Raw genomic sequence first — 24,519 nt, 5'->3', positions numbered from 1 at the left:
CGGCGAGATCGTCGCCCAGGCGGTGACGGCGATGAACGGCATCGAAGCTTCCTCCCAGCAGATCACCCAGATCATCGGCGTCATCGACGAGATCGCCTTCCAGACCAACCTCCTCGCGCTCAATGCCGGGGTCGAGGCGGCGCGCGCCGGCGAGGCGGGCAAGGGCTTTGCGGTGGTCGCCCAGGAAGTGCGGGCGCTGGCCCAGCGCTCGGCGGAGGCGGCGAAGGAGATCAAGGGGCTGATCTCGACCTCGTCGGAACAGGTGGAGAAGGGCGTGGCGCTTGTGACGGCGTCGGGCAAGAGCCTCGACGAGATCGTCGCCGAGGTCGCCGGCATGGCGGAATCGGTGGCCAGGATCGCGGACTCGGCGCGCGAGCAGGCGACGAGCCTTCGCGAAGTGTCGGGCGCGGCCGACCAGATGGACAAGGTGACCCAGCAGAACGCCGCGATGGTCGAGCAGTCGACCGCCGCCGCACAGACGCTGTCGGTCGAGACCGACGGCCTGGCGAGGGCGGTGGAACGGTTCCGGACCGGGCGCGCAGCGTCCGCTCCCGTCGAACGGCCGGCCGCGGAACGGGCCGCGCGCAGCTCCGCCAACAGCAAGGCTGCTCCAAGGCCGGTGCCGCAGCTGCGGACCGCCGGACCGGGCGGCGCGGCCCGCAGGCCGGCGCAGCCCGAGGAGAGCTGGGCCGAATTCTGAGCGATCCGAGACTCGCGCCGATGTGAGAGGAAGACGGCCCGGGGAGCCCAGCCCCGGGCCGAAGTCGTTCGAGGTCGGCGCATTGCGGGCGACGGGTCGGGCCCGACGCTCTGCCGGACGCTCGACGTCGGCGCGTGGTCCTTCGCTGCGAACCCAGCCGCCGCAACGAGAGGCTGCAGCGCGTCCTATGGACGGCGGATGGATCGTTTGACGATGTAGTTGCAAGTTACATCAAGATCGCGCCGCGTCTTCCTGCAGGATTGACGTCGCCCTCCGTAGGTGAGGGACGCATTCATCCAAGAGTTGATGGATCTACCAATCTCGCCGCTCCGGCCATGGCGCGGATTCGTCTGACTCACCTCATCGTCAGTGACGATTAGCAAGCAATATCGGTTTTTTTACCTTTTCTGTCTATCGATCGTCGGGCGGAAACCGCGTCATGCACGACAGCGGAAGCGTCTCTTGCGCCACAGTTGCCGCCGTTGTGGCACGAAACTTCTCCCGCGAGTCGGCGCGACTTCCCGAATTGACAGCAGCCACCCCCGTTCGAACCAAGCGAGACGACCATGACACAAGCCGCCCGGTTCACCATGAGCATCGCAGGAAAGCTCCGCGCGACGCTGGTGATCACCATTGCCGCCTTCACGGTCGTGGGAACGATCGCCTTCTTGTCCGGCAAGTCCGTGCGAGCCGACATGGCGGAGGCCGAGGCGGTGAGGATCGACCTCGACGTTGCGGCCGACATGCGGCTGGCCAGCCTTGAGCTGGTCCTCATGGCCATGGACTCGATCATCGATCGGGACGAGGGCAGGATCAACGCCGAGCGGATGGCCGTGATCGAGAAGAACTCCGCCTTGCTGCGCGATAACGTCGCGGCGGCCGAGGTGCTCGCAAGAAGGCTCGGAGCCGGCGGCGCCGTTGCGAGCCTCGGCAAGGACATCGCCGCCGTCAACGAGGCGATCGGTGTGACCCTGCCCCGGCTGATCGCACAGCGCGCCGACATCACCGCCTTCGCCGCGATCGACGACACGATCGACGATGCCGGCGAGCGGGTGGCCACGGCGCTGGACGACCTCAAGGTGCGCGCCCACCGCGAACTGGCCGAGACGCTGTCGGTGACGCAGGCCGACGTCGAGTTCTCCTTGTACAGCCAACTCGTGGCCACTCTGCTCGCGATCGTTGCGGTCGGGGCGTTCACCCTGGCAACGAGCCGTTCGATCGTGGGCGGGCTCTCCCTGCTCGGCAACGCCATGCGACGGCTCGCCTCCGGCGACAAGGCGATCGAGATCCCGGGCCGCCAGCGCGGTGACGAGATCGGTGCGATGGCCGGCGCCCTGCAGGTGTTCAAGGAATCCGCCCTCGCACAGGACCGGCTGGAGAGGGAGGCCGAGGCGGCCCGTGTCGACCAGGAGGAGGCCAAGCAGCGCCAGGCGAATCTCGAACACGCCAAGTCGGAGGATCTGCGGGCGTTCATGGGCGTCGTCGACGCGAGCTTCGACCGGCTCTCCTCGGGCGACCTGACGGTGCGCATGTCGGGCCAGGTGGCGCCAGAATTCGAGCCGATCAAGGCGAAGTTCAACGCCTCGGTGGAAGAGCTGGAAGCCGCGATCGGGCAGGTGATCGGGGCCGTCGGCACGATCCGCACGGGCCTGAACGAGATCACGGTGGCCTCCAACGATCTCGCCCAGCGCACCGAACAGCAGGCCGCGAGCCTGGAAGAGACGGTGGCGGCGCTGAGCCAGGTGACGAGCGCGGTGAACCAGACCGCCGAGGGCGCCAGCCAGGCGCGCCAGAGCGCCGTGGCGGCGCGGGCGAAGGCGTCGAAGGGCGGCGAGATCGTCGCCCAGGCGGTGACGGCGATGAACGGCATCGAAGCTTCGTCCCAGCAGATCACCCAGATCATCTCGGTAATCGACGAGATCGCCTTCCAGACCAACCTCCTCGCGCTCAACGCCGGGGTCGAGGCGGCGCGCGCCGGCGAGGCGGGCAAGGGCTTTGCGGTGGTCGCCCAGGAAGTCCGGGCGCTGGCCCAGCGTTCGGCCGAGGCGGCAAAGGAGATCAAGGGGCTGATCTCGACCTCGTCGGAACAGGTGGAGAAGGGCGTGGCGCTTGTGACGGCGTCGGGCAAGAGCCTCGACGAGATCGTCGCCGAGGTGGCCGGGATGGCGGAATCGGTGGCCAGGATCGCGGACTCGGCGCGCGAGCAGGCGACGAGCCTTCGCGAAGTTTCGGGCGCGGCCGACCAGATGGACAAGGTGACCCAGCAGAACGCCGCGATGGTCGAGCAGTCCACCGCCGCCGCACAGACGCTCACGGCGGAGACCGAAGGCCTCGCCACCACCGTCGGGCGCTTCAGGATCGGCGGCGGCGCGGCGGCGGTTCGGCCCGCGGCGGCAAAGACGGCCCAGCGGCCGGCGGCGTCGCCCCGGCCGGTCGCCCAGATGCGCAGCACCGGAGCCGGCGGCGCGGCCCGCAGGCCGGCGCAGGCCGAGGAGAGCTGGGCCGAGTTCTGACGCGGGATCGAGGTCCGCCGCTCGCAGGAGCGGCCCGGAAGACACGACGCGATCCGGTCCGACCCAATCCGCCCCGGCCCGGTCCGGCAGCGCCCGTTGAAAACGGCGGGGATGGCGAGGCCGTCCCCGCTTTCGCGCGTCCTGCCGGTTCGGCGACCGCGAGCCCGTGCGAGGCTCGGGGCGGTCCCCGGCGCGGCGACTTAAACTTTCGTCATGTGGCCCGACCGCCTTGCTGTGCAGCGGCTCCCGTCCATTTGCTGCAGGAGCGAACAGCAAGGGATCGAGTCAATGCAGATGGAAGGTAACGTCGCCGTCGTCACCGGTGCGAGCTCGGGGATCGGCCGGGTGATCGCCGAGACGTTCGTGCGCGAAGGCGGCAAGGTCGCGATCTGCGACATCAACATGGACGGGGCCGAAAAGGTCGCGGCCGAAATCCGGGCCTCGGGCGGCGAGGCGATGGCCGTGGCCATGGACGTGACCGACGAGGACGCGGTGAACGGCGGCGTCGACCAGGTGGCCGAGCGCTACGGACGCATCGACACGATGGTCTCCAACGCCGGCATCCAGATCGTCCACCCGATCGAGGAGTTTCCCTACTCGGAATTCCGCAAGCTGGTGACGATCCACCTGGACGGCTCGTTCCTGCTCACCAAGGCCTGCGTCAAATACATGTATCCGCAGAAGTCCGGATCGCTGATCTACATGGGCTCGGTCCACAGCCACGAGCCCTCGGCGCTGAAGACCGCCTATGTGGCCGCCAAGCACGGCATTCTGGGCCTTGCCCGGGTGATGGCCAAGGAGGGCGCCAAGCATGGCGTCCGGTCGAACACCATCTGCCCGGGCTTCGTGAAGACGCCGCTGGTGGAAAAGCAGATCCCGGAACAGGCGCAGAGCCTCGGCATCTCCGAGGACGAGGTCGTCAACAAGATCATGCTGGGAGAGACGGTCGACCAGACCTTCACCACCATGGAGGATGTCGCCGAGGTGGCGCTGTTCCTGGCGAGCTTCAAGTCGAACGCCCTGACCGGCCAGTCGATCGTGCCGAGCCACGGCTGGTACATGGCCTGATCGCGCCTCGCCCGATCGCTCCGGCGCGCCGGCCCGCCCCCTCCGGGCGGGGCGGCAATGACGAGGGGCTCGCGGCGGACATGCCCGTCTTGCGCGGCAGCGGCGATGCCGGACTGCCGAACCTGTGATCCACGAAACCCCGTCGCTCGCCAGCGGCGGGGTTTTTCGTTGGTCGGGCGCGATCGAAGCGCTCTCCGGCACCTGAGCCTGCTCGGCTGACCGAACGATCGTGGCAGCAACCCTCCGGGAGGCATCGGCGTGGCCGGCGCATGTCGGGGGGATGATAATATAGATAGTATACAATAAGGTCATGTATCAAAGTATCGATCGACGATACCCGGTTATATCGACCATTTAAAAGATATATTCATCTCCTGCGGCGATGGTCTGCAATAGAAATCGGCGCACCACTGCGATCATTGCGGCGGGGCCATCTTCTCAGCATCAGAAGTGGGAGCGAAATCGAGATGCATAAAGCGTACATCCTTGCGCGTGTTCTTCCGTTTGCCATCGCCGGCTGCCTATGGGTCTCGCCTGTCGTTGCGCAAGAAGCGCATGTCGCGCCGATCACTGAACTCGTCAACACCAAGCTCAAGCAGGGGTTGAGCAACCCGGCGATCGTCGCCGCCATCAATGCCCAGAACGCGGCGAACGCGGCGATCACCCAGGCCGACATCGACGCCCGCGACAAGCAGTGGCGTTCCGAGGTCGAGGCAGGCGGCGGCGAGATGGTCGACAAGGGCCTCAACTCGCCGGCCTCCGAGTATCTCAAGACGTTCCGCGACGAGGCGGGCGGCATGATCACCGAGGTCTTCGTCATGGACGCCCACGGACTGAACGTCGCCCAGAGCGACCCGACGTCCGACTACTGGCAGGGCGACGAGGCCAAGTGGCAGAAGACCTATGGCAGCGGCGGCGAAGCCGTCTTCGTCGATGGCGTCGAACAGGACGAGTCGACCCAGATGCTGCAGTCGCAGGCCTCGTTCACGATCGTCGATCCAGAGACGGGCCAGCCGATCGGCGCCGCGACCGTCGGCATCAATCTCGACATGCTCGAACTCTGAGCCGTCCACGAAAGAAGGACTTGCCCATGGCTCACCATCAGAATTCCGGTCGCAGACGCATCTCCCTCAGCCTCAAGGCCGCGCTCGTCACCGCGATCCCCGTCGTGCTCGGCATGGTCGCCCTCGTCGGCATCGAACTGCAGCAGCTGCAGTCGATGCTGCATGACGAGGCGAGGGAAAAGGCGACGATCGAAACCAGGCTGATGGCCGACCAGATGGCCGGCGGCGTCAAGTGGGGCAAGGTCGAAGTCGTCGAGAGCGTCTATGCCGATCTGGTCGAGGACGCCGGCAACGCCCTGTCGGACATCCTGGTCGTCGACCGGAACGGCAAGCCGCTGACGACCTACACCTCGGCGACCCTCGCCTCGGCGGGCAGTCTCGAAGCCTTCGCCACGGCCGTGACCGGAACGCAGAGCCAGTGGACCGACGGCCACATCGTCGTCGCCATTCCCATCGGCAAGGGGGATCAACCTGTCGGGGTGCTCGTCACCGCGACCGATACCTCGACCGTCAGCACGGCGATGGCAGGGCAGATGACCATGGCCATCGCCGTCGGCCTGATCATCGCCGGCCTCGTCGTCGCGACCGTCGCCTTCTTTCTGAAGCGCAGCGTGACCGGGCCGATCCGCGAGGTCACCGCCGTCATGTCGGCCCTGGCGCAGGGCGACAAATCCGTCGACATCCCCGATCTCGGCCGCAGCGACGAGATCGGCGAGATGGCGGCAGCGGTGCGGGTGTTCAAGGAAGCCGCGCTGAAGCAGGAGGCGTTCCAGCGCGAGGCGGCGGCCGCCCGCGTCTCCGAGGCGGAAGCCAAGCAGCGGCAGGCCGAGCTGGAACACGCCAAGGCGGGCGATCTGAGGACCTTCATGGGCGTCGTCGATGCCGGCTTCGACCGGCTGTCGGGCGGCGACCTCACGGTGCGCATGTCGGGCGAGGTGGCGCCGGAATTCGAGCCGATCAAGGCGAAGTTCAATGCCTCGGTCGAAGCGCTGGAAACCGCCATCGGCAGCGTCGTCGGCACCGTCGGCGTGATCCGCACCGGGCTCGCCGAGATCACCGTCGCCTCCAACGACCTCGCCCACCGCACCGAGCAGCAGGCGGCGAGCCTCGAAGAGACCGTCGCGGCGATCAGCCAGGTGTCGAGCGCCGTCAACCAGTCGGCCGACGGAGCCGTCGAGGCGCGCGAGACCGCGACATTGGCGAGGGTGAAGGCCGAGAAGGGCGGCGAGATCGTCGCCCAGGCGGTGACGGCGATGAGCGAGATCGAGGGCTCGTCCCAGAAGATCTCGCAGATCATCGGGGTGATCGACGAGATCGCCTTCCAGACCAATCTCCTCGCCCTGAACGCCGGGGTGGAAGCGGCTCGGGCCGGCGAGGCCGGCAAGGGCTTCGCCGTCGTCGCTCAGGAAGTGCGGGCGCTGGCCCAGCGCTCGGCCGAGGCGGCAAAGGAGATCAAGGACCTGATCACCGCCTCGTCGGAGCAGGTGGAACGCGGCGTCGACCTGGTGACGGCGTCGGGCAAGAGCCTGGACGAGATCGTCACCGTCGTCGCCAGCATGGCCGATGTGGTGGCCAAGATCGCCGACTCGGCCCGCGAGCAGGCGATCAACCTGCGCGAGGTCTCCAGCGCGGCCGACCAGATGGACAAGGTGACCCAGCAGAATGCCGCAATGGTGGAGGAAGCGACCGCTGCCGCCCAGACGCTGGCATCCGAGACCGACGACCTCGCGCGGACCGTCGCGCGGTTCAAGGTGAAGGCGCTCGCCGGCGCCACAGCGCCCGTCGCCCGGCCCGTTGCCAGATCCGGCGCCGAGGCGGCGAGGCGCGACGCCAGGCCGGCGGCGAAGAAGCCGGTGCCGCAGATGCGGGCCACCGGATCCGGCGGGGCGGCGAGGAAGCCGGCGCCCGTCGCTGAGGGCTGGACCGAGTTCTGACGGGACGGCCGCCGGCGAGCAAAGCGATCGCGCCGACGATCCTGTCCAGGGGAGAGATCGTGGGGGAGAGGCAAGGGAAGGAGCCGCAGTTCCTTCCCTTCGTCGTCTGGTCGCCGGCGTTCCGGGCGGCCGATCCCGTCGCGCCGCCTTCGCCCTCGCGCAGCCGGGCTCTTTGACCGCCGGTGCCGCGCACTAGCTAACGCCCTCCTACGGAGGTCGTCATGGAAATCATTGCCATTCAACCGCTCGTCGCGCTGGTCGCCGGGATCCTCATCCTGATCGTGCCGCGGCTCCTGAACATCATCGTTGCCGTCTATCTGATCGTCGTCGGCCTGATGGGCCTGTTTCCCGGCCTGATCAACCTTCCCGGCGGAGGGTGAGCCTTGACCAGCCGCCCCCAGATCCTGATCCTCGGCGGCGGGGCCGGCGGCTCCGAACTCGCCGCCCGGCTCGGCGTTCGCGACGACCTCCGGGTGACCCTGGTCGATCGCCACGCCTCCCACCTGTGGAAGCCGCGGCTGCATGAATTCGCCGCGGGCACGATCGATTCGACCCTGTCGGAGCTCAGCTACTACATGCTCGCCCGCATGCGCGGTTTCGAGTTCCAGCAGGGCGAGGTCGAGGCCGTCGATCCGGCCCGGCGCATCGTCCGCCTGTCCGGGCCGAAGGCTCCCGACGGCGACGACGCACGGCCGCGCGAACTGGCGTTCGACCATCTCGTCGTGGCGCTGGGCGGCGTGACGCCGGACTTCGGCACCAAGGGTGTCGACGCATACGCCGTGCGCCTCGACGAGCGTGCGGACGCCGATCGCTTCCGCGCGCGCTTCGTCGCGGCGATGATCGACGCCCGTCAGACCGGCACGGCGGCGCGCGTCGTCATCGTCGGCTCCGGCGCCACCGGCACGGAGCTTGCCGCCAATCTGCGCCAGGTCGAGGCCGGCTTCTTCCGGGGCGAGGGCAAGGCGCCGCGCGACATGCTGCAGGTCCTGATCGCGGAAGCCGCGCCCCAGCTCATGCCGGGCGCCGAGGAGACGTTGCGCGGGGCGGTCCGTTCGCGGCTGGACGACCTCGAGATCGACACGCTGACCGGCGCCAAGATCGCGGAGATCACCGCCGACGGCGTCATCGCGGCCGACGGCACCCGCTATCCGGCCGACATCTCGGTCTGGGCGGCGGGGCTCGTCGGCAATCCGGTGCTGGCGAGGCTCGCCGCCTTCGACCTCGACAACAAGGGTCGCATCGTCGTCGATTCCCGGCTTCGGAGCGGGCTCGATCCGCGGATCCAGGCGTTCGGCGATGCCGCGTCCTTCACGCCGGAAGGCGCCGGCGCGCCGTTGCCGCCGACGGCGCAATGCGCCAGCCAGCAGGCCGACTATCTCGCCGCCGCCATCCCTCTGCTCCTCGCCGGCAAGGAGCCCGAGCCCTTCGTCTACGACGACCGCGGCCGTCTGCTCTCGCTGGCGCGCGCCGGCTCGGTCGGCCAGATCGGCTTTGGCCGCAGGAACGATCTCCTGGTCAAGGGCCGCTTCGCCAACGCCGCCTACAAGAGCCTGCAGCGTCGCCACCAGTGGACGCTGCTCGGTCCCTTGCGGGGCGGTGTCGCGATCTTTGCCGACTGGCTCTCGCCGGCCAAGGGCGCGCAGCTGAAACTGCATGGCTGATCGGCGTCGGGTCGATCGGGTCGGACGGTGGATCGAGCCTTCACGGCGCGGAAAGCCAGTCCGACATCGCGAAGCGATCCGGCGGATCCGGCACGAGTGCGCCATGCGCCAAGACCCGATCCGGCGAGCTGCCGGCGGCGACGTGGAATTGCCCGATATCTGCGGCTAGTCTCGCCGCAGGCGGCGCCGGACCTGTCGGCGCGGGCGGGAGGATGCCATGGACTTCGAACCGGTGAAGCTCAGCGAAATGCCCCGGGGCGCCGGGCGCCTGACCTTCGTGCGCCGGCTCCTGTCCAATCCCGCCACCGCGGCACCGGCCGAACTGCGCGAGACGAGGGTGTTCTCGCCGCGATTCGCCCAGGGCAAGCTCGTCTATGTCGCCGACGCCGACGTCCTCGAGACCATCTTCGTCGAGCGACCGGACGATTTTCCCAAGGGACGCATCGACGAGCGCATCCTGCGGCCGATCTTCAACGATGGTCTGCTTCTGGCGGAAGGCGCCGACTGGCGCTGGAAGCGCCGGCTGGCGGCGCCGGTCTTCTCGCCCGCCGCGATGAAGCGCTTCATGCCGGGCGTCGTCGCCCCCTTCGCCGAGACGGCCGCGGCCTTTCGGGCAGCGAACGGCCGTCCGGTCGACGCCATGGATGCGATGAAGTCGGCGACGCTGGCGGTCATCGACCGGCTGCTCTTCGGGGCGGAGCGGGAGATCGATCCGGAACGGATCAAGGGCCATGTCGACGACTATCTCGCGCCGGCCTCCTGGATGGTCGCCTACGCTCTCTTCGGCCTTCCCGGCGCGACGCCCTTTCCCGGCCGCGGCAAGCTCGAGCGGGCAAGGGTCGCGGTCCGGGCGCTGCTTGCCGATTTCGTGGCGCGGCGCCGGGCCGGCGACCTTGCCGTCGACGATCTCTGCAACCGGCTGATCACCGCCAGCGATCCGGAGACCGGGCGCACCCTGTCCGACGGCGACATGGTCGACATGCTGCTGACCCTGCAGTCCGCCGGCCACGAGACCTCGGCCAACGCCCTGTCCTGGGCAATCCACCTGCTCACAAGGATGCCCGCCGTCCAGGAGCGTCTCGTCGCCGAGATCGACGCCGCCGCCGGCGGTGCGCCGATCGGGAACGAGCATCTGCCGCATCTCGCCGCGGTGCGCGCCTTCGTCGAGGAGACCATGCGGCTGTTCCCGCCCGCCCCGTCCCTGTCGCGCACCGCCCGCAAGGCCGAGACGCTCTCCGGCGTCGCCATAGAGGCCGGTGCGGCGGTGCTGGTGCCGATCCATCTGATCCACCGCCATCCCGCCTATTGGGAGCGCCCGGACGTCTTCGATCTCGACCGCTTCATGACGCCCGCCGCCGGGCGGCCGGCGCGCACCGTCTACATGCCCTTCGGCGCGGGACCGAAGATCTGTGTCGGCGCCCAGCTGGCGATGACGGAGATGACGGCGGGTCTCGCCACCCTCCTGCAGCATGTCCGGTTCGCGTCGTCGGGCGAAGCGGAGCCACGGCCGCTGCACCGGGTGACGCTGCGCCCGGCGGGCAAGCTGATGGTGATCGCCGAGCCGCGGCGGGGCGCCCCGACGCCCGGCTTCGCCGACCCGCTTCCAAGGGTCGCATAGAGCCGGCCACAGCGCGGGAAATCGGCAACAGGATGCCGCGCTCTTGCCGGATTTTGCTAACGGGCTCTTAATCTTAAGCGCGCCTTAACCTCGCTGGCGTATCGATTCCGGCAGGTAGGGGAAGGTCGGCCGATGCATGGCCGGCTCCGTCTTGGAAATGTCGTGACAGGTCGAGTAATGGCGTACTTAGCGGTCGGCGAACAGCAGAATTCCCTCTTTCGGCGCGGGATCGAGGTGGCGGGCGCGGGGCTGCTCCTGTGCCTTGCGGCCTATCTTTGCCTGGCCTGTGCCACCTGGTCGGTCACCGATCCGTCGCTCAGCCAGTCCAACCAGAACATGATCGAAAACGCCGCCGGCGCGACCGGCGCGATCGTCGCCGACCTGATGATGCAGATCTTCGGCATCGGCGCGGCGCTGGTCATCGGCCTGCCGGTGATCTGGGCCCTGCGGCTGATCAGCGGGCGGAGCGTCGACCACATCTGGAAGCGCGGCTGGTTCGCCGTCGGCGGCGTCGTTCTCGCCTGCGCCGCCCTCAGCTGCCTCGATGCGCCCCAGAGCTGGCCGTTGCCGATCGGCATCGGCGGCGTCGCGGGCGACCTCCTCCTGAAGATCCCGGCGGGCCTGTTCGGCGGCTATCCGAGCGGCATCTGGGCGCTGCCGCTGGCGGCGCTGCTCGCGGCCCCCGCCGGCTGGCTCTATCTCAACGGCGCCGCAGTGATCGGACGCTACGCCAGCAAGGCCGAAAAGCGGGCTCTCGACGAGGACGACGGCGAGGGACGCCTGTCGCTCCTCATCGGCGCCGCCGCCCACATGCTGTTTTCCGCAAGGGCCGCCTGGCAGCGCCGCAGCGAACAGCGCCGCACGGTCCGCGAACCGGAATTCGGCGAGCGCTTCGACCATTGGCGCGACGAGGACGACATCGTCTTCGCGCCGCCGCAGCCGGCGCTGGTCGAGCCGGCCGGTCGCTCGATCAAGGTGTCGATGCCCGCCAATGACGGCCAGAGCTTCGTCGACCCGACCGACTGGCAGGACGAGGACGAGGACGACGACAGCGTCGCCGCCTGGGCCGCCGACGACACCGCCGGCTGGCAGGACGAGGATCGCGGCAACGCGTTCGGCCAGGATCGCGGCCAGGACTCTGCTCGGGATCGGGGCCAGAACTGGGACAGCCATGATTTCGGGGGCGACGCCTTCGAGGCGGAGATCCGGGCCGCCGCCGCAGCACCCGCGGCGATGTCCGCCGCCGGCACCGACGATGCCATGTCGATGACGGCCGACGACCGGGTCGCCGGCCGCGGCGAGGAACGCGAAGGCGAGGGCGGCTGGCGCGGGCTCCTGTCGGGCAACATCGTCGCCTTTCCCGGCCGCAAGGCCAGCCAGCAGAAGCAGCGCACCGACCCGGCGCCCGCCGCGACGAGCGGCCGCGAGGCAGCCGCCGCTTCTCGCCCGGCCCCGACCTCCCCGGCCCCGCATTCCCCGACACAGCCTGCGCCGGCCCCGACCATGCCGGCCAGAGACGGCGCCGGCGATGCGCCGGTCCGCGTCGTCGCCCAGCGCACGGTGACGGCCGACCAGCAGCGGCTGCGCACCGGCTCGGGCCGCGCCGTGGCGATGAAGCCGCAGTCGATGACGGTGGCCGATCCGGCGAGCTTCGAACTGCCCCTGATCGACTTCCTGTCGCCGCCCAAGGCGACGGGGCGCGATTCCTCGATGTCGCCCGAGGCGCTGCAGGAGAACGCCCGGCTGCTCGAGGGCGTGCTGGAAGATTTCGGCGTCAAGGGCGAGATCATCGAGGTGCGCCCCGGGCCGGTCGTCACGCTCTATGAACTCGAGCCCGCCCCCGGCATCAAGTCGTCGCGCGTCATCGGCCTTGCCGACGACATCGCCCGCTCGATGTCGGCGATCGCCGCCCGCGTCGCCGTCATTCCCGGCAAGAACGCCATCGGCATCGAATTGCCGAACCAGCGCCGCGAGACCGTCTATTTCCGCGAGATGATCGGCTCGGAAGCCTTCACCAACAGCAAGAGCAAGCTGGCGCTCGCCCTCGGCAAGACGATCGGCGGCGAGGCCGTCATCGCCGATCTCGCCAAGATGCCGCATCTGCTCGTCGCCGGCACCACCGGCTCGGGCAAGTCGGTGTCGATCAACACGATGATCCTGTCGCTGCTCTACCGCATGACGCCGGCCGAATGCCGGATGATCATGATCGATCCGAAGATGCTGGAGCTGTCGATCTATGACGGCATCCCGCATCTTCTCTCGCCGGTCGTCACCGACCCCAAGAAGGCCGTCGTCGCGCTGAAATGGACGGTCCGCGAGATGGAGGATCGCTACCGGAAGATGTCGAAGGTGGGCGTGCGCAACATCGACGGCTTCAACAGCCGCGTGCGCCAGGCGATGGACCGTGGCGAGACCATGTCGCGCACGGTCCAGACCGGCTTCGACCGGGAGACCGGCGAGCCGATCTTCGAGACCGAGCAGTTCGACCTCGAGCCGTTGCCGTACATCGTCGTCATCATCGACGAGATGGCCGACCTGATGATGGTCGCCGGCAAGGAGATCGAAGGCACCGTCCAGCGCCTCGCCCAGATGGCCCGTGCCGCCGGCATCCACGTGATCATGGCCACCCAGCGCCCCTCGGTGGACGTCATCACCGGCACGATCAAGGCCAACTTCCCGACCCGTATCTCCTTCCAGGTGACCTCGAAGATCGATTCGCGCACGATCCTGCAGGAACAGGGCGCCGAGCAGCTGCTCGGCATGGGCGACATGCTGTTCATGGCCGGCGGCGGGCGCATCCAGCGCGTCCACGGCCCCTTCGTCGACGACCCGGAGGTCGAGGCGATCGTCGCGCATCTGAAGGCTCAGGGCGTACCGGACTATCTCGACTCGATCCTCGAGGACGAGGACGAGGATGGAGGGTCCTCCGGCGGCGGTTCCTCCAGTGGGGGCGGCGGCTCGGCCGGCGGCGACGACAGCGACGATCCCTATGATCAGGCTGTCGCAGTCGTGCTTCGCGACGGCAAGGCGTCCACCTCCTACATCCAGCGTCGTCTCGGCATCGGCTACAACCGCGCCGCCTCGATCATCGAGAAGATGGAAAAGGAGGGCATCGTCGGGCCCGCCAATCACGCCGGCAAGCGCGAAATCCTGGTGCCGACCGAAGACGAGATCTAGATCGGGATGAGATCAGCTTCGATCGACATCCCGCTCTATCTTCTTCTTGCCGCATAATCTTTCCCGAAAACCGGTTCCCACTTTTCGCGATCATGCTCGAGGCGGCGCTCGGTCCGGAGGGCGGCGTCGCCGCTCCCGGCCACCGCCAGCAGCCCTTCGGGCTGCTTTCCTGCCGCCGCGAGCGCGCTATCCTGCTCGGATGCAGGCTTTCGCCTGCCTGTGGAGGTCGCCATGTATCTCGACGAGAAGAACCAGTGGCGCCCGCCGAAGCCGTCCGCGCCGGCGCCGCGTCTCACGGACCGCGACGAGCGGATCGTGCTCTGGTCGGTGGGCGTCTTCCTGGTTTCGCTGGTGATCGCGCCGATCGGCGGCGCCAGCGTCATCCATGCGCTGATCGCGGCTCTCGGCCTTTAAAGCGGGATGAGACCCGCTTCGATCGGCATCGTGCCCGATCCGCCTGTTGCCGCATGATCTCTTCCGAAAGCCGGTTCCCACTATTCGGGATCATGCTCTCGCCGGGTCGGTTCGCGGCGGCCGGCTGCAGCATCGACGGCCTCCGGCGCTGCTCACGGCCATGGCCGGGCGATCTCACGGCCTTCGCGGCGCCGGCAGGGTGATGAGATAGCGCTTGGCGAAGGCGATCTGAACGAGCGGAGCCATGAGCGTGATCCTCTGTCGGGCTTGGCTGACTCCTTCGCAGTGGAAGCGCCAGAGGCGCATCACTCGCGGCCGATGCGCCATCCTCGGCCGCAGAGGGCGCTGCACGAAGGGGCGAAGCAGCGCAGAGGCCCCTTGTGGCCGGCAACCGGGTGCCGGCCGAGCGCCGGTGCCGCGGCGCGGCCGACGCCGGGCCCGCGACATCCGCGATCCGGCATCGACCCGCATCGCTCAGGCATGCCGGGTGCCGGCACTTTCTGGGAATGTGCCGTCAGGAAGCGCCCACGAGGGCGGCCCGTCCGTCACGGAGACTTGCGCCCGCGTCGCGGGGCGCCTCGGCCACCACCACCTGGTCGCGGCCGCCGTCCTTCGCCCGGTAGAGCGCCTCGTCGGCGGCCTTGAACAGGCTCTTGAAGTTCAGCTCCTCGCCGCGATGATCGGCGACCCCGATGCTGACGGTGACACCGCAGCTGTCGCCATTGACGACGAAGACCTTGCGGCCGATCGCCTCGCGGATGCGTTCGGCGACCCGCGACGCCTCGGCGAGCCCGGTGCGGGGCAGGAGCACGACGATCTCCTCGCCGCCATAGCGGGCGGCGGCGTCGCCGGCCCGCAGGTGGGTGACGATGGTCGCGGCGACCTGCTTCAGGACCTCGTCGCCGACGTCGTGTCCATAGCGGTCGTTCATGCGCTTGAAGTGGTCGATGTCGATGACCAGGGCGGCGACGCATTCGTCGCGGCGCCGGGCCTTGTCGATGATCGCGGTGCTGTTGCGCTCGAGGCTGCGGCGGTTGGGCAGGCCGGTCAAAGGATCGAGCATCGCCTGGCGCTCGAGCGCCTGGGTGGTGATGAGAAACTCCCGGGCGGAGCTGAGGAACCGCCCCAGGACGACGACGCCGAAGATCTTCGCGGCACCGAGGGGCAGGAGGACGTAGAGCGCGATCTGCGGCAGATCCGCGATCGGCGCACTGCACAGAAGCACCGTCGCCGGCAGGCAGGCGAGAAGGCCGAGCTGGAAGAAGTGGAGCGTCCTCGTCGGACGCCCGCCGGGGGCGACGATCCGGGCGAAGACGAGGCTGGTGGCGGCCGTGATCCAGATCAGCGCGACCCCCTGCAGCATGCTGGCGCCGCCCAGCAGCAGACGGACGAGGGAGGCGATGAGGGCGGTGACGGCGGCCGCGATGGGGCCGCCGAACGCGCCGGAAAGGGCCAGCATGACGCCGCGGGCATCGATGATGTTGCCATTGGGAAACTCGACGCCGCCCGCCATGGCGAAGCTCGCGCCGGCCCCGAACAGGCAGCCGATGCCGGCAAACCGCAGCGGGCCGCGGGAGAGATACCGCAGAAGAGTGCCGTAGCCCATGGTCAGGAGGGCGAAGACGCCGAGATTGTTGACCAGAGCGAACAGGAATTCCTCGAACGGTATCGGCACCGGCTTGTGCTCCTCCTCACGGCGCTTGACGAGACTTGCCAGGGAAATAGCGTAGCCGGGTTACGATCCGGTGAGCGCGGTTCGGGGAAGCAGCGAGCCGTGTCTCACTTTCGATGCCCTTCGGGATGAACCGGAGACACACTGAGGGGCAGCCGTTCGTAGCTGCGCAGGTTGGGGTCGAGGGTCAGCCTCGGTGGCGACGCGGCGGGCGCGATCTGCCAGGCGGAGAGGAGGGCTTCGATGAGGCTGACGGCCTGGAGCATCCCCATGCTGGTTCCCTGGCAGGCATGGGCGCCCGCGCCGAAGCCGAAGCTGCCCTTCTGGCGTCGATCGAGCACGATCCGTTCGGGATCGCCGTAGACCGACGGGTCGCGGTGCACCCTGTCGAGGTCGATCGCGAGATTGGCGCCTTTCGGCAGGCTGACGCCGGAGAAGACCCTCGCTTCGTTCAGGATGCGGTGCAGCCGGCGGTTGGGTCCCTGCAGACGCAGCGCCTCGGCGACGAAGCCCGTCAGCCTGGACGGCTGGCAGCGCAGGAAAGCCTGCGTGGCCGGGTCGGTCGCCAGAAGTTCGAGCGCCCCGGCGATGGTCCCGGCGATGCTGTCCACCGGACTGACAAGGAAGATCACGAGATCCTGGAGCGGATAGTCCGGGTCGACATCCGCCTCCGCTCGAAGATCGCCGAAGCCGTCCTGGCCGGCGATCGCCAGGCGCGCCGTTCGGCACGCAGCGTCCAGTTCGGCATAGAGGCTCAGCGGCGGCATGGGGCGCCACAGCGCTCTCAGCGCCCGTCCGGTCTCGCGCAGCAGGCGGATCGTCCCTGCGTCCAGCGCCAGGCTTTCGGCAAAGACCGCCAGGGGCAACGCGTCGGCAAGGGCGGAGACGGCCTCGATCTCGCCCGCCCGAAGCCCCTCGGTCAGACGCCGGGCCTCCTCGTCGAGGCGTGCCTTCGGGAACCGCGTCTTCATCCGGGCATGGAACGCGCGCACCACGCGCCGGGTCCCGGCATGCATCGGACCGGCCTGGAAGATCGGCATGCCGGCCAGGACGGCGTCGAGATCGGCGAAGTCCCGGCCGAGCCGCGACGCGACGCGGCGCAGGGCGAGGGCGGGCTGGATGGCCTCGCATTGGGGATCCCCCAGCAACGCCGCTGCGGTGGCGTGGTCGCTGATGATCCACGCCTGGTCGCGCACCGACCAGAGGGGGGGCTCGGGTGCTGCGGGAACGTCGCTTTCAGCCGGGGTCGGAGACATTGCCCCCATCCGCGGCAGAGACCGCATCGCCCTTGAAGATGACGTCGATGCCCTGGCGGAGGGCCCGGGCATGGCGGCGGAGGGCCGCGGGGTGGAAGTCGGCTTCCGGCGCCGTTTCGAGATCGAAGAGACCATGGTCGCGGCCGCGCACCAGGGTCGCCGAATTGCGCAGGCCGGCCCGCTGGCCGATGTCGCCGGCGATGTAGCGGATGGCGAAGCCGATGCGCCGCCCGTCCGACATGTTGGCATTGGAGCCATGGACGATCAGCGGGTCGTGCAGCGACATCTCGCCGGGGGCGAGGGTCACGTCCACGGCTTCGGCTTCATCCACCGACGCGACCACTTCCTCCCGGCGGCCGAGCATGTTGCGCGCATCGCCATTGTCGCGGTGCTCGAGCACGGTGTGGTTGGTGCCGGGCAGCATGCGGACCCCGCCATTCTCCGGCGTGCTGGGCGTGAAGGCGAGCCAGGCGGTGACGGCGCGCACGCCGGTGAGGCGCCAGTGGGTGGCGTCCTGATGCCATGTGACATAGCGGTCGGCGCGGGGGTTCTTGATGATGAAGCTCGTGCCCCAGCACAGAATGTCCGGACCCAGCAGATCCTCGACCGGATCGACGATCGCGGGGGCATGGACGAGCGACCAGGCCCAGGGCAGGAGGAGGTGGATCTTGGCGTTGAGCGTCGGCGGAATCCGCCCGGCCCGCGCGGCCTCGATCGCTTCGAGCGCGGCGCGGCGTTCGGCGATCTCGGCCTCCGGCAGGGCGCGCAGCGGGAAGAGCAACCCGTCCGCCCGGAAGCGGGCGATCTCGGCGTCAGTCAGACGTTTCGGCATGGCGCATCTCGATGGCGAGGGAGAGGACCCGCCCTTCCAGGAACTCTTGTCGGGCCGCCTGGCGGCGGATCTTGCCGCTGGTGGTGCGCGGCAGCGCCCCATGCCGCATCCATACGATTTGCGGCCGCACGCCGCAATCGGCGCCGATCGCGGTCGCGAGCCGGCTTTCGAGGGCCGGGTCGAGGGAGGCGCGTTCCCGCGCCGGCACCTCGCAGAGGAGGACGATACGCTCTCGTGCGTCATCGTCCACCGCGAAGGCAGCGGCCGCGGCGATCACGCCGCCGCCGGCCGCGACCGCGGCGCTCTCCACATCGACCGCATGGATGTTGCGGCCCTGAAGGCAGATCATGTCCTTGATGCGGTCGACGACGACGAGGCCTTCCGGCGCCTCGAAGCCGAGATCGCCGGTGCGCAGGTAGCGCTCGCCGTCCCGAGACGATGCGGCATTGGCAAGCGGGACGATGCGGCCGCTCTGCCATTCTCCGGCTGCGACATGGGTGCCCGAGACGCAGATCTCTCCCGTTTCGCCGGGCACGAGCAGCGCGCCGCTCTGCGGGTCTCGGATCGTGACGGTGCAGCCCGGCGGCGGCGTGCCGCAGACCGCGCGTTCCGCCTTGCGCCCGAAGACCGTGGTGCGCGCGGTCCGCAGGCCGAGGCCGGCGGTGCCGCTGACGAGGAGGGTCGCCTCCGCAAGGCCGTAACAGGGCAGCAGCGCCTCGGCCCGGAGACCCGCGCAGGCGGTATGCGCCGCGAAGGCGGCAAGGCTCGCGGCACGGACGGGTTCCGCCCCGCAATAGGCGACGCTGAGGTGCGACAGGTCGAGGCGAGCGAGTTCGGCCGCGCCGATCCGGCGCAGAGAGAGCTCGTAGGCAAAATTGGGACCGCCGGTGATGGTGCCGCCATGAGCGGAGATGGCGCCGAGCCAGCGCAGCGGCTTCTGCAGGAAGGCGAAGGCCGGCATCAGCACCGTCTCCGCCCCGAACCAGAGCGGTGCGAGAATGGCGCCGAACAGCCCCATGTCGTGATGCGGCGGCAGCCAGTGGACGCAGACGCTGGTCCGGTCGAGCGCGAAACCCTCCGCCATCATCGCGACATTGGCGGCGATGTTGCCATGGGTGACGACGATGCCGCGCGGCTGCGCGGTCGAGCCCGAGCTGAACTGGATGACGGCGGGAGCGTCGGGCTCGGGCTGGACCGGCGGGGTTGCCGGCCCCTCGGAGGCCCCTTTGGAGGCTTGAGTGAGCGCGCCGAGGTCCAGGAGGCGTTCGCCGAGCGCCGGATCACCGGCTTCCACGATGCCGGGCGTCGCAGCGAGGATCGCCGCGCCCGGGAGGCCGCTGACGATCGCGCGAAAACGGTTGCGCCCCTCGCCGAGCGGAGGAAACGGCACCGGCACGGCGATGGCGCCGGCCGAGATGACGGCGAGGAGCGCCGTGACGAAGGCGGTGCCGGCCGGTATCGCGAGGATCACCGGACGACCGGCAAGGCCGCGGGCGCGAAGCACGCCGGCAAGCCGCGCCGTCCCGGCTGCGAGTTCGGCATAGGTGAGGCTTTGCGTCTCCCCTTCGCCCTTTTCGAGGAAGCGCACGGCGATCTTGTCGGGGGTGGCCGCGGCATGGGCGGCGAGCCGCTGGGAAAGGCCGCCCGTCATGAAGCCGTGCCGCGGGAAAACTCGCTGAAGACGTCCCGCATCCATTGCCGTTGGATCACGGCGTAGCGGGCGAGGGCGTCGGGATGGAAGGCTGCTTCGGGCGGCTGTTCCAGGGTGAAATGGCCGTGGTCGCGACCCGCGACGAAGGTCGCGCTTCCCGCTTCGCCGCTTCGGCGGGTCACGTGGCCGGGGATGTAGCGAATGGCGAGGCCGCAGCGGCGTTGCCCGGAGGTATTGGGCTGCGAGCCATGGATCAGCAGGGCGTGGTGGAGGGACATCTCGCCCGGCGACAGGCGGATGTCGATCGCTGCCGCCTCGTCCACCTCGGCGACGACGATTTCCCGGCCGGGCAGCATGTTGGACCGGTCACCGGTGTCGGCATGGGCGAGCGGGCTATGGTGGGTGCGCGGGCTTACCCGCATGCAGCCGTTTTCGGGCAGGGAGGGCGTGAGCGCCACCCAGGCGGTCAGCCCCTCGGGCTCGGAAAGGCCCCAATATGTCGAGTCCTGATGCCAGGAGACGTATTTCTGGTCCCCCGGCCGCTTGTCGAAGAAGCCGGCCGCCCAGCAGAGGATGTCGGGTCCGAGCAGCGCGCGGACCGGCTCGACGATTTCGGGGTGATGCACGAGGTCCCAGACCCAGGGGATGAGGAGATGGGCCTTGATGTTGTGCTGCGGGGCTAGGCGCCCGGCCCGCGACTGCTCGATCTCCTCCAGCGCGCGGAGACGGACGGCCATGTCGCTTTCCGTCATCACGCGGAGGGGCGACAGGAAACCCTCGCGGCGATAGCGGGCGATGTCGTCGGGATCGAGGGTCATTCCCATCTCCTGCGGCCGGTCCGTGCATCGAAGAGCCAACCCGGCGTGCGGGTCGTACGCAGTGGTATACCGCGGCGTCGCTGATAGGCCTGGGCGCCGCGCTTCAGCACCGCGATCGCCTTGTCGGGAGTACTCGTGGAGAGCCCGCCGTGGAACTGGTGGAACGTGCCTTCGCCGAGGAGGCGGATCAGCTGGGTGTCGGGCAGTGCGCAGGCCCGCAGCAGGGTGTCCGCGTTGACCACCCCGCCGCCCGGCTCGGTGAAGGCGGTGTCGTAGCCGCCGAGCTCGTCCCACAGGGCGCGCGGCAGGAAGAGGCCGTTGCTCTCCAGGATGGGCCCGGCCTCGCCGGCGCGAAATTCCGGCGTCGAGACGTCGAAGAGCCGGTCGCCCTCCGCCGGCCAGCCGATCTCGGAAAGCAGCCGGTCCTCCGCCGCCTGGTCGTAGCCGTGGCTTGCCGCCTCGTAGTGCAGGGCGGGCCCGAGTTGGTAGTTCAAGCTGGCGACGACCGGCCGCGGATGCAGCGCCGCCGCTGCCAAGGCGCCCGCGACCAGGCCGGGCGAGGCGAGCCGCGCGCCGTCGATGAAGACGCCGACGAGCGGCGCCCTCGCCGCGGCGAGGCCGGTGTTGACGGCCGCCACGGGGGAGACGGTGGGGTTTTCCTGGTGCAGCACGCGCAGGTCGGCGTCGAGGTCTGCGAAGGCGGCCGCTTCCGGCGGCCGGGCAGAGCCGTTGTCGACCACGATGATCTCGCAGCGTCCGCGCGGGCAGTCGCGCTGATAGGGACGGGCGAGCGAATGCAGCGTGCGGGGTAACTCGCGCGCGATCTCATGGCTGACGACGACGAGCGAGACCTCGGGAGCGGTCATGACGCGGGCGGCGATACCGTCGCCGGCGTCTCTTCGCGGGCGTAGCGCGCGGAAAAATCGGCGATGGTCGGATGTTCGAACAGCTGGATGGGATCGACGGGCACGCCGAACTCTTCCTCCATCACGCCGGCCATGACGACGGCCTCGACGGAATCGAAGCCGTAGCTGTCGAAGGTGGCATTCGCGTCGATGGTCTCGACCGGGATCGCCAGCACGGCCGTGATGTAGTCGATCATCCAGCTGCGCAGCTGCGCGCGATCGCAGGGCAGGCGGCTACCAGCGTCCATGTCTCGGCTCTCCTTCAGCGCCCGGATCGGCGCGCATACGGCGATTGAGGAAGGGGGTCAACGCCCAGCCCGGCCCCTCGGAGGCGAGCCCCGACTTGAGGAGGGCGAGGGCGAAGTCGCCGCCCGGCGGCGAAGGCCCATCGAGGACACCGCCCGGCGGTGCCGGCGCATCGAAGGCGGCGACGATGGCCTGCCAATGGGCGTCGAGCGCCGCATGGGCGGCGGCCGGCGGGCGGGGATCGGTCTCGGGCCCAAGCGCCGCGGCGATCTCGAGGGCCTCCTGCCAGCTTCCGGCGAGATCGCCCAGGCGGCCGGTATGGGCGAGAAAGCCGGAGAACTTGTGATAGGCGGGACGCCCCACCAAAACGGCCGGCACGCCATAGGCGGTGCTGACGATGTAGCCGTGCAGCGAGGCGCCGAGATTGAGGCGGCTATGGGCGAGGGCAGCGGTGATCTCACGCAAGCTCTCCGCCTCGTCCAAGAGCAGGTGCGGCACCCCGAGGAAGGGGGCGAGGCTGCGGGCGACGGCGGGATCGTCATGGCTGGCGCCGATGCCGATCAGCATCGGGGTGAGGCCTCGCTCGGCGGAAAAGCGGCCGATCTCGGCGCCGAGCCATGCCGGCTCCAACCCCTTCATGGAGCGGTTGCGCACATGCACGGCGAGGAGCCGGGTATCTCCCGAAAGGCCGTTGCGCGCGAGGAGAGAGCGGAAATCATCAGCGAGGCCGGCTCGCGGCCAGAGCCGTGGCAGATCGATGATCGGGTCCGGCACGACGGCGAGCGGCAGATCGGCCGGCGCCCCGAGGAGGCGCGCGCTGCCGGCATCGCGGACCGAGCGATAGGCAAGGCTCGCCAGCATCGGCCCGATGAGGCGCGCCTGGCGGCTGGTGAAGGGATGCGGCACGCCGGGCGCGTTCCAGGCCACCGGCAGGCCTTGGAGGACGCCGGCGAGAGCCGCGCCCAGCCAGAGCCCCACCCCGGCCGAGGCGCCGACATCGGATGCCCGGTAGTGATCGAGGAAATCGGTGGAGCCGGCATGGATGATGTAGCCGCCGCCGACGAGGATGCCCGCGGCCTCCGTCTCGCCCGCGAGCATGTCCTTCGTCGCGATGGGGGACAGCGCATCGGTGAAGGCCGGGCGGCTGGCGCTCGGAGCCACCGGCTGGACGCGGAAGCCCGCAGGCTGCAGCCGGTGGGCGGCGACCAGGGGAAACAGCAGATCCCCGTAATTGTCCATGTCGAACATGCCGGTCATCAGGATCGTGCGTTCGCTCATGACCGCCTGCCCGCGACCGCGCGTTCGATGATGGTAAAGAAGCTGCCGTCGGCGATCATGTGCTCAATGGCGAAATGGTCGGCGCAGCTGGGCACGGGAACGAGAACGGCATTGGGCAGGCCGCGCAGCAGCTCCGCATCGGCGACGTCGGGTGCGAAGTCGGCGCCGTAGCATTGGTAGACGAGGACGTCCGGTTGCTGGCGCACCCGCTCGACGAGGCTGAGATCGGCGGCGGCGAACTGGCCGAAGATCGTGCTCCTGGCATCGCCGCCGGGCTGGTCCTCCTCCTCCTCACTCATGGCGCCGAGATGGATCGGCCCGGCGAAGGAGATCGCGGCATGGGCGCCGAGATCGAGGGCGGTGCGGATCGCGGCGACCCCGCCGATCGAGGAGCCGAAGGTGACGACCGGCAGGCCAAAGGGCTCGGTGATCCGGCGAAGCCCGGCGATCATGTCCGCCGGGCCGGGTCCGAGCCCGCGCATTCCACCGGTGAAGCCACGATGGTCGAGATCGCGCAGATAGACGACATTGACGGGCTGCCGGGCCATCAGGGCGTCGGTGTGATCCATCGGCAGATAGCCGAGCCCGCCCTGCACCCCGGCGAGGAGCACCAGCGTGGCACGCGCGCCGGGCCGGGTGACGAGCTGAACCTCCCGCGCCGGATCGTTGACGATGCCTCGGGTCGACCGCCAATCGGCTGCCGGCAGCCGGGCGAGGGCCGCGCGCAGCGGGGCGGCCATCGAGCCTGCCGGCCCCGTGTCCTGCACCAGAGCAAGCGCCTCCAGTGCTTCCGCCGTCCGGCCGTGGCGCAGGCAGGCGACGACATACTGAAACAGCCAGCGCTGGTTTTCGCCCATCGCCGGCCGATGGGCGGCAAGACGGGCAAAAAGCCGCCGGTCGTCCGCCATCGGCACGGTGCAACGGTTGTATCGGAAGACCATCAGCCAGTCGCCCGGCCAGCGCTCCAGCGCCTCGTGCAGCAGCGCCACCATTTCCTCGCGCCGGCCGAGGAAATGGGCCGCCTGGATGGCCCGGCGGACGAAATCCGCACGGTCCGGAAAGCGGACCCGCAACTCGTTGGCCAGCGCCAGGGCCTCCTCGAAGCGCGTCGCCGTGATCATGATCTCGAGGGCGAGGACCTGCGCGTCGTCCGGCAGGGGGCCGAGGGCGCGGGCCCGGTCGAGCAGCGCCTCCGCCTCGGCCCGGTCGCGCTGCCTGATGCTGAGGGCGGCGCGTTTGGCGAGGACGAAGCGATCCTCCGGGGTGTCCCGCATCAGCGTGTCGAGGAAGCGCCGTCGCTCGGAAAGATCCCCGATCGCGCTGGTGATGCGCGAGAGGAAGGGAAGCCGCGTCTGCGCCGGGGCAGGGCCGGGCCAGACCGTCGCCGCGAAGAGGGCCGCGGCTTCGCCGATCCTCTTCCCGGCGAGAAGCAGTTCGAGCAGCCGGATCGCGGGCCAGGGATTGGAAGGATGGCTGGCCATCGCGGCCCGGAAGCAGGCTTCCGCTGCGGCGGTCTGCCCGGTCGCCGCGAGATGGGCGCCCTCGAAGAGGACGAGGCGAAGCTCCTTCGGCCAGCGGGCCCGAGCCTCGGCGATCATCGCGCCGCACGCGTCGGTATCGCCGGATTTCAATCCCGCGTCGATCGCCGCGATGGAAGCGGAAAGCTCCGCCGCAGCCGGGAGGACGGCTTTCCGGGTTTCGCTCATGGTTCG

The 24,519-nt window shown here is 69.4% G+C and carries 19 protein-coding genes; 10 read left to right on the top strand and 9 right to left on the bottom strand.

Features of this window, described 5'->3' with window-relative positions; translation table 11 throughout:
- The 10 genes from ATO4_RS09305 to ATO4_RS09260 form a co-directional block, all read left to right on the top strand.
- A partial coding sequence (locus ATO4_RS09305; protein WP_245308653.1) for a methyl-accepting chemotaxis protein occupies positions 1-700 on the top strand: 700 nt, incomplete at its 5' end.
- A 566-nt stretch (positions 701-1,266) separates the two neighbouring features.
- Positions 1,267-3,213, top strand: coding sequence for a methyl-accepting chemotaxis protein (locus ATO4_RS09300; protein ID WP_210191044.1), 1,947 nt, complete (start codon positions 1,267-1,269; stop codon positions 3,211-3,213).
- A 288-nt stretch (positions 3,214-3,501) separates the two neighbouring features.
- Entirely contained in the window at positions 3,502-4,281 is a 780-nt protein-coding gene (locus ATO4_RS09295; RefSeq protein ID WP_083591232.1) for a 3-hydroxybutyrate dehydrogenase, read from the top strand.
- Positions 4,282-4,748: 467 nt separating this feature from the next.
- Entirely contained in the window at positions 4,749-5,345 is a 597-nt protein-coding gene (locus tag ATO4_RS09290) for a hypothetical protein (protein WP_083591231.1), read from the top strand.
- Between the two features lie 26 nt (positions 5,346-5,371).
- On the top strand, positions 5,372-7,279 hold the full coding sequence (locus tag ATO4_RS09285; protein WP_139802347.1) for a methyl-accepting chemotaxis protein: 1,908 nt from the start codon (positions 5,372-5,374) through the stop codon (positions 7,277-7,279).
- A gap of 221 nt (positions 7,280-7,500) precedes the next feature.
- Positions 7,501-7,659, top strand: coding sequence for a DUF3096 domain-containing protein (locus ATO4_RS09280; RefSeq protein ID WP_083591230.1), 159 nt, complete (start codon positions 7,501-7,503; stop codon positions 7,657-7,659).
- 3 nt (positions 7,660-7,662) lie between these two features.
- Positions 7,663-8,940: an FAD-dependent oxidoreductase gene (locus ATO4_RS09275; RefSeq protein WP_083591229.1), complete on the top strand. Its 1,278-nt coding sequence runs from the start codon at positions 7,663-7,665 to the stop codon at positions 8,938-8,940.
- 217 nt (positions 8,941-9,157) lie between these two features.
- Positions 9,158-10,558 carry a cytochrome P450 gene (locus ATO4_RS09270; protein WP_083591228.1) on the top strand — a complete coding sequence of 467 codons (1,401 nt, stop codon included), beginning with the start codon at positions 9,158-9,160 and terminating at the stop codon, positions 10,556-10,558.
- A gap of 177 nt (positions 10,559-10,735) precedes the next feature.
- The gene (locus ATO4_RS09265; RefSeq protein WP_083591227.1) at positions 10,736-13,735 is read left to right on the top strand and encodes a DNA translocase FtsK; all 3,000 of its coding nucleotides are present in this window, start codon (positions 10,736-10,738) and stop codon (positions 13,733-13,735) included.
- 231 nt (positions 13,736-13,966) lie between these two features.
- Positions 13,967-14,149, top strand: coding sequence for a hypothetical protein (locus ATO4_RS09260; RefSeq protein ID WP_083591226.1), 183 nt, complete (start codon positions 13,967-13,969; stop codon positions 14,147-14,149).
- Between the two features lie 514 nt (positions 14,150-14,663).
- On the opposite strand, the gene ATO4_RS09255 is transcribed toward ATO4_RS09260, so the two are convergent.
- From ATO4_RS09255 to ATO4_RS09215, 9 genes are all read right to left on the bottom strand, one after another.
- Positions 14,664-15,824, bottom strand: coding sequence for a diguanylate cyclase (locus tag ATO4_RS09255; RefSeq protein ID WP_083591225.1), 1,161 nt, complete (start codon positions 15,822-15,824; stop codon positions 14,664-14,666).
- Between the two features lie 104 nt (positions 15,825-15,928).
- The gene (locus tag ATO4_RS09250) at positions 15,929-17,077 is read right to left on the bottom strand and encodes a cytochrome P450 (protein WP_176222923.1); all 1,149 of its coding nucleotides are present in this window, start codon (positions 17,075-17,077) and stop codon (positions 15,929-15,931) included.
- The gene (locus ATO4_RS09245; protein ID WP_176222922.1) at positions 17,058-17,909 is read right to left on the bottom strand and encodes a phytanoyl-CoA dioxygenase family protein; all 852 of its coding nucleotides are present in this window, start codon (positions 17,907-17,909) and stop codon (positions 17,058-17,060) included. Before ATO4_RS09245 ends, ATO4_RS09250 begins: the two co-directional genes overlap by 20 nt.
- On the bottom strand, positions 17,890-19,560 hold the full coding sequence (locus ATO4_RS09240; protein WP_176222921.1) for an AMP-binding protein: 1,671 nt from the start codon (positions 19,558-19,560) through the stop codon (positions 17,890-17,892). Before ATO4_RS09240 ends, ATO4_RS09245 begins: the two co-directional genes overlap by 20 nt.
- Entirely contained in the window at positions 19,557-20,378 is an 822-nt protein-coding gene (locus ATO4_RS09235) for a phytanoyl-CoA dioxygenase family protein (RefSeq protein ID WP_210191043.1), read from the bottom strand. Before ATO4_RS09235 ends, ATO4_RS09240 begins: the two co-directional genes overlap by 4 nt.
- Entirely contained in the window at positions 20,375-21,244 is an 870-nt protein-coding gene (locus ATO4_RS09230; RefSeq protein WP_083591220.1) for a glycosyltransferase family A protein, read from the bottom strand. Before ATO4_RS09230 ends, ATO4_RS09235 begins: the two co-directional genes overlap by 4 nt.
- Positions 21,241-21,531: an acyl carrier protein gene (locus tag ATO4_RS09225; RefSeq protein WP_083591219.1), complete on the bottom strand. Its 291-nt coding sequence runs from the start codon at positions 21,529-21,531 to the stop codon at positions 21,241-21,243. Before ATO4_RS09225 ends, ATO4_RS09230 begins: the two co-directional genes overlap by 4 nt.
- On the bottom strand, positions 21,518-22,807 hold the full coding sequence (locus tag ATO4_RS09220; protein ID WP_083591218.1) for a polysaccharide pyruvyl transferase family protein: 1,290 nt from the start codon (positions 22,805-22,807) through the stop codon (positions 21,518-21,520). The genes ATO4_RS09225 and ATO4_RS09220 overlap by 14 nt, the downstream gene beginning before the upstream one ends.
- Positions 22,804-24,513 (bottom strand): hypothetical protein, encoded by a 1,710-nt coding sequence (locus ATO4_RS09215; RefSeq protein ID WP_083591217.1) that lies wholly within the window; start codon positions 24,511-24,513, stop codon positions 22,804-22,806. Before ATO4_RS09215 ends, ATO4_RS09220 begins: the two co-directional genes overlap by 4 nt.
- Positions 24,514-24,519: the final 6 nt, after the last annotated feature.

This window comes from Aurantimonas sp. 22II-16-19i, assembly GCF_002088275.1.
In the GTDB taxonomy this organism is placed as follows: Bacteria; Pseudomonadota; Alphaproteobacteria; order Rhizobiales; family Rhizobiaceae; genus Jiella.
The sequence above is the reverse complement of the archived record's forward strand: the minus strand, read 5'-3'. Positions and strand labels throughout refer to the sequence as shown.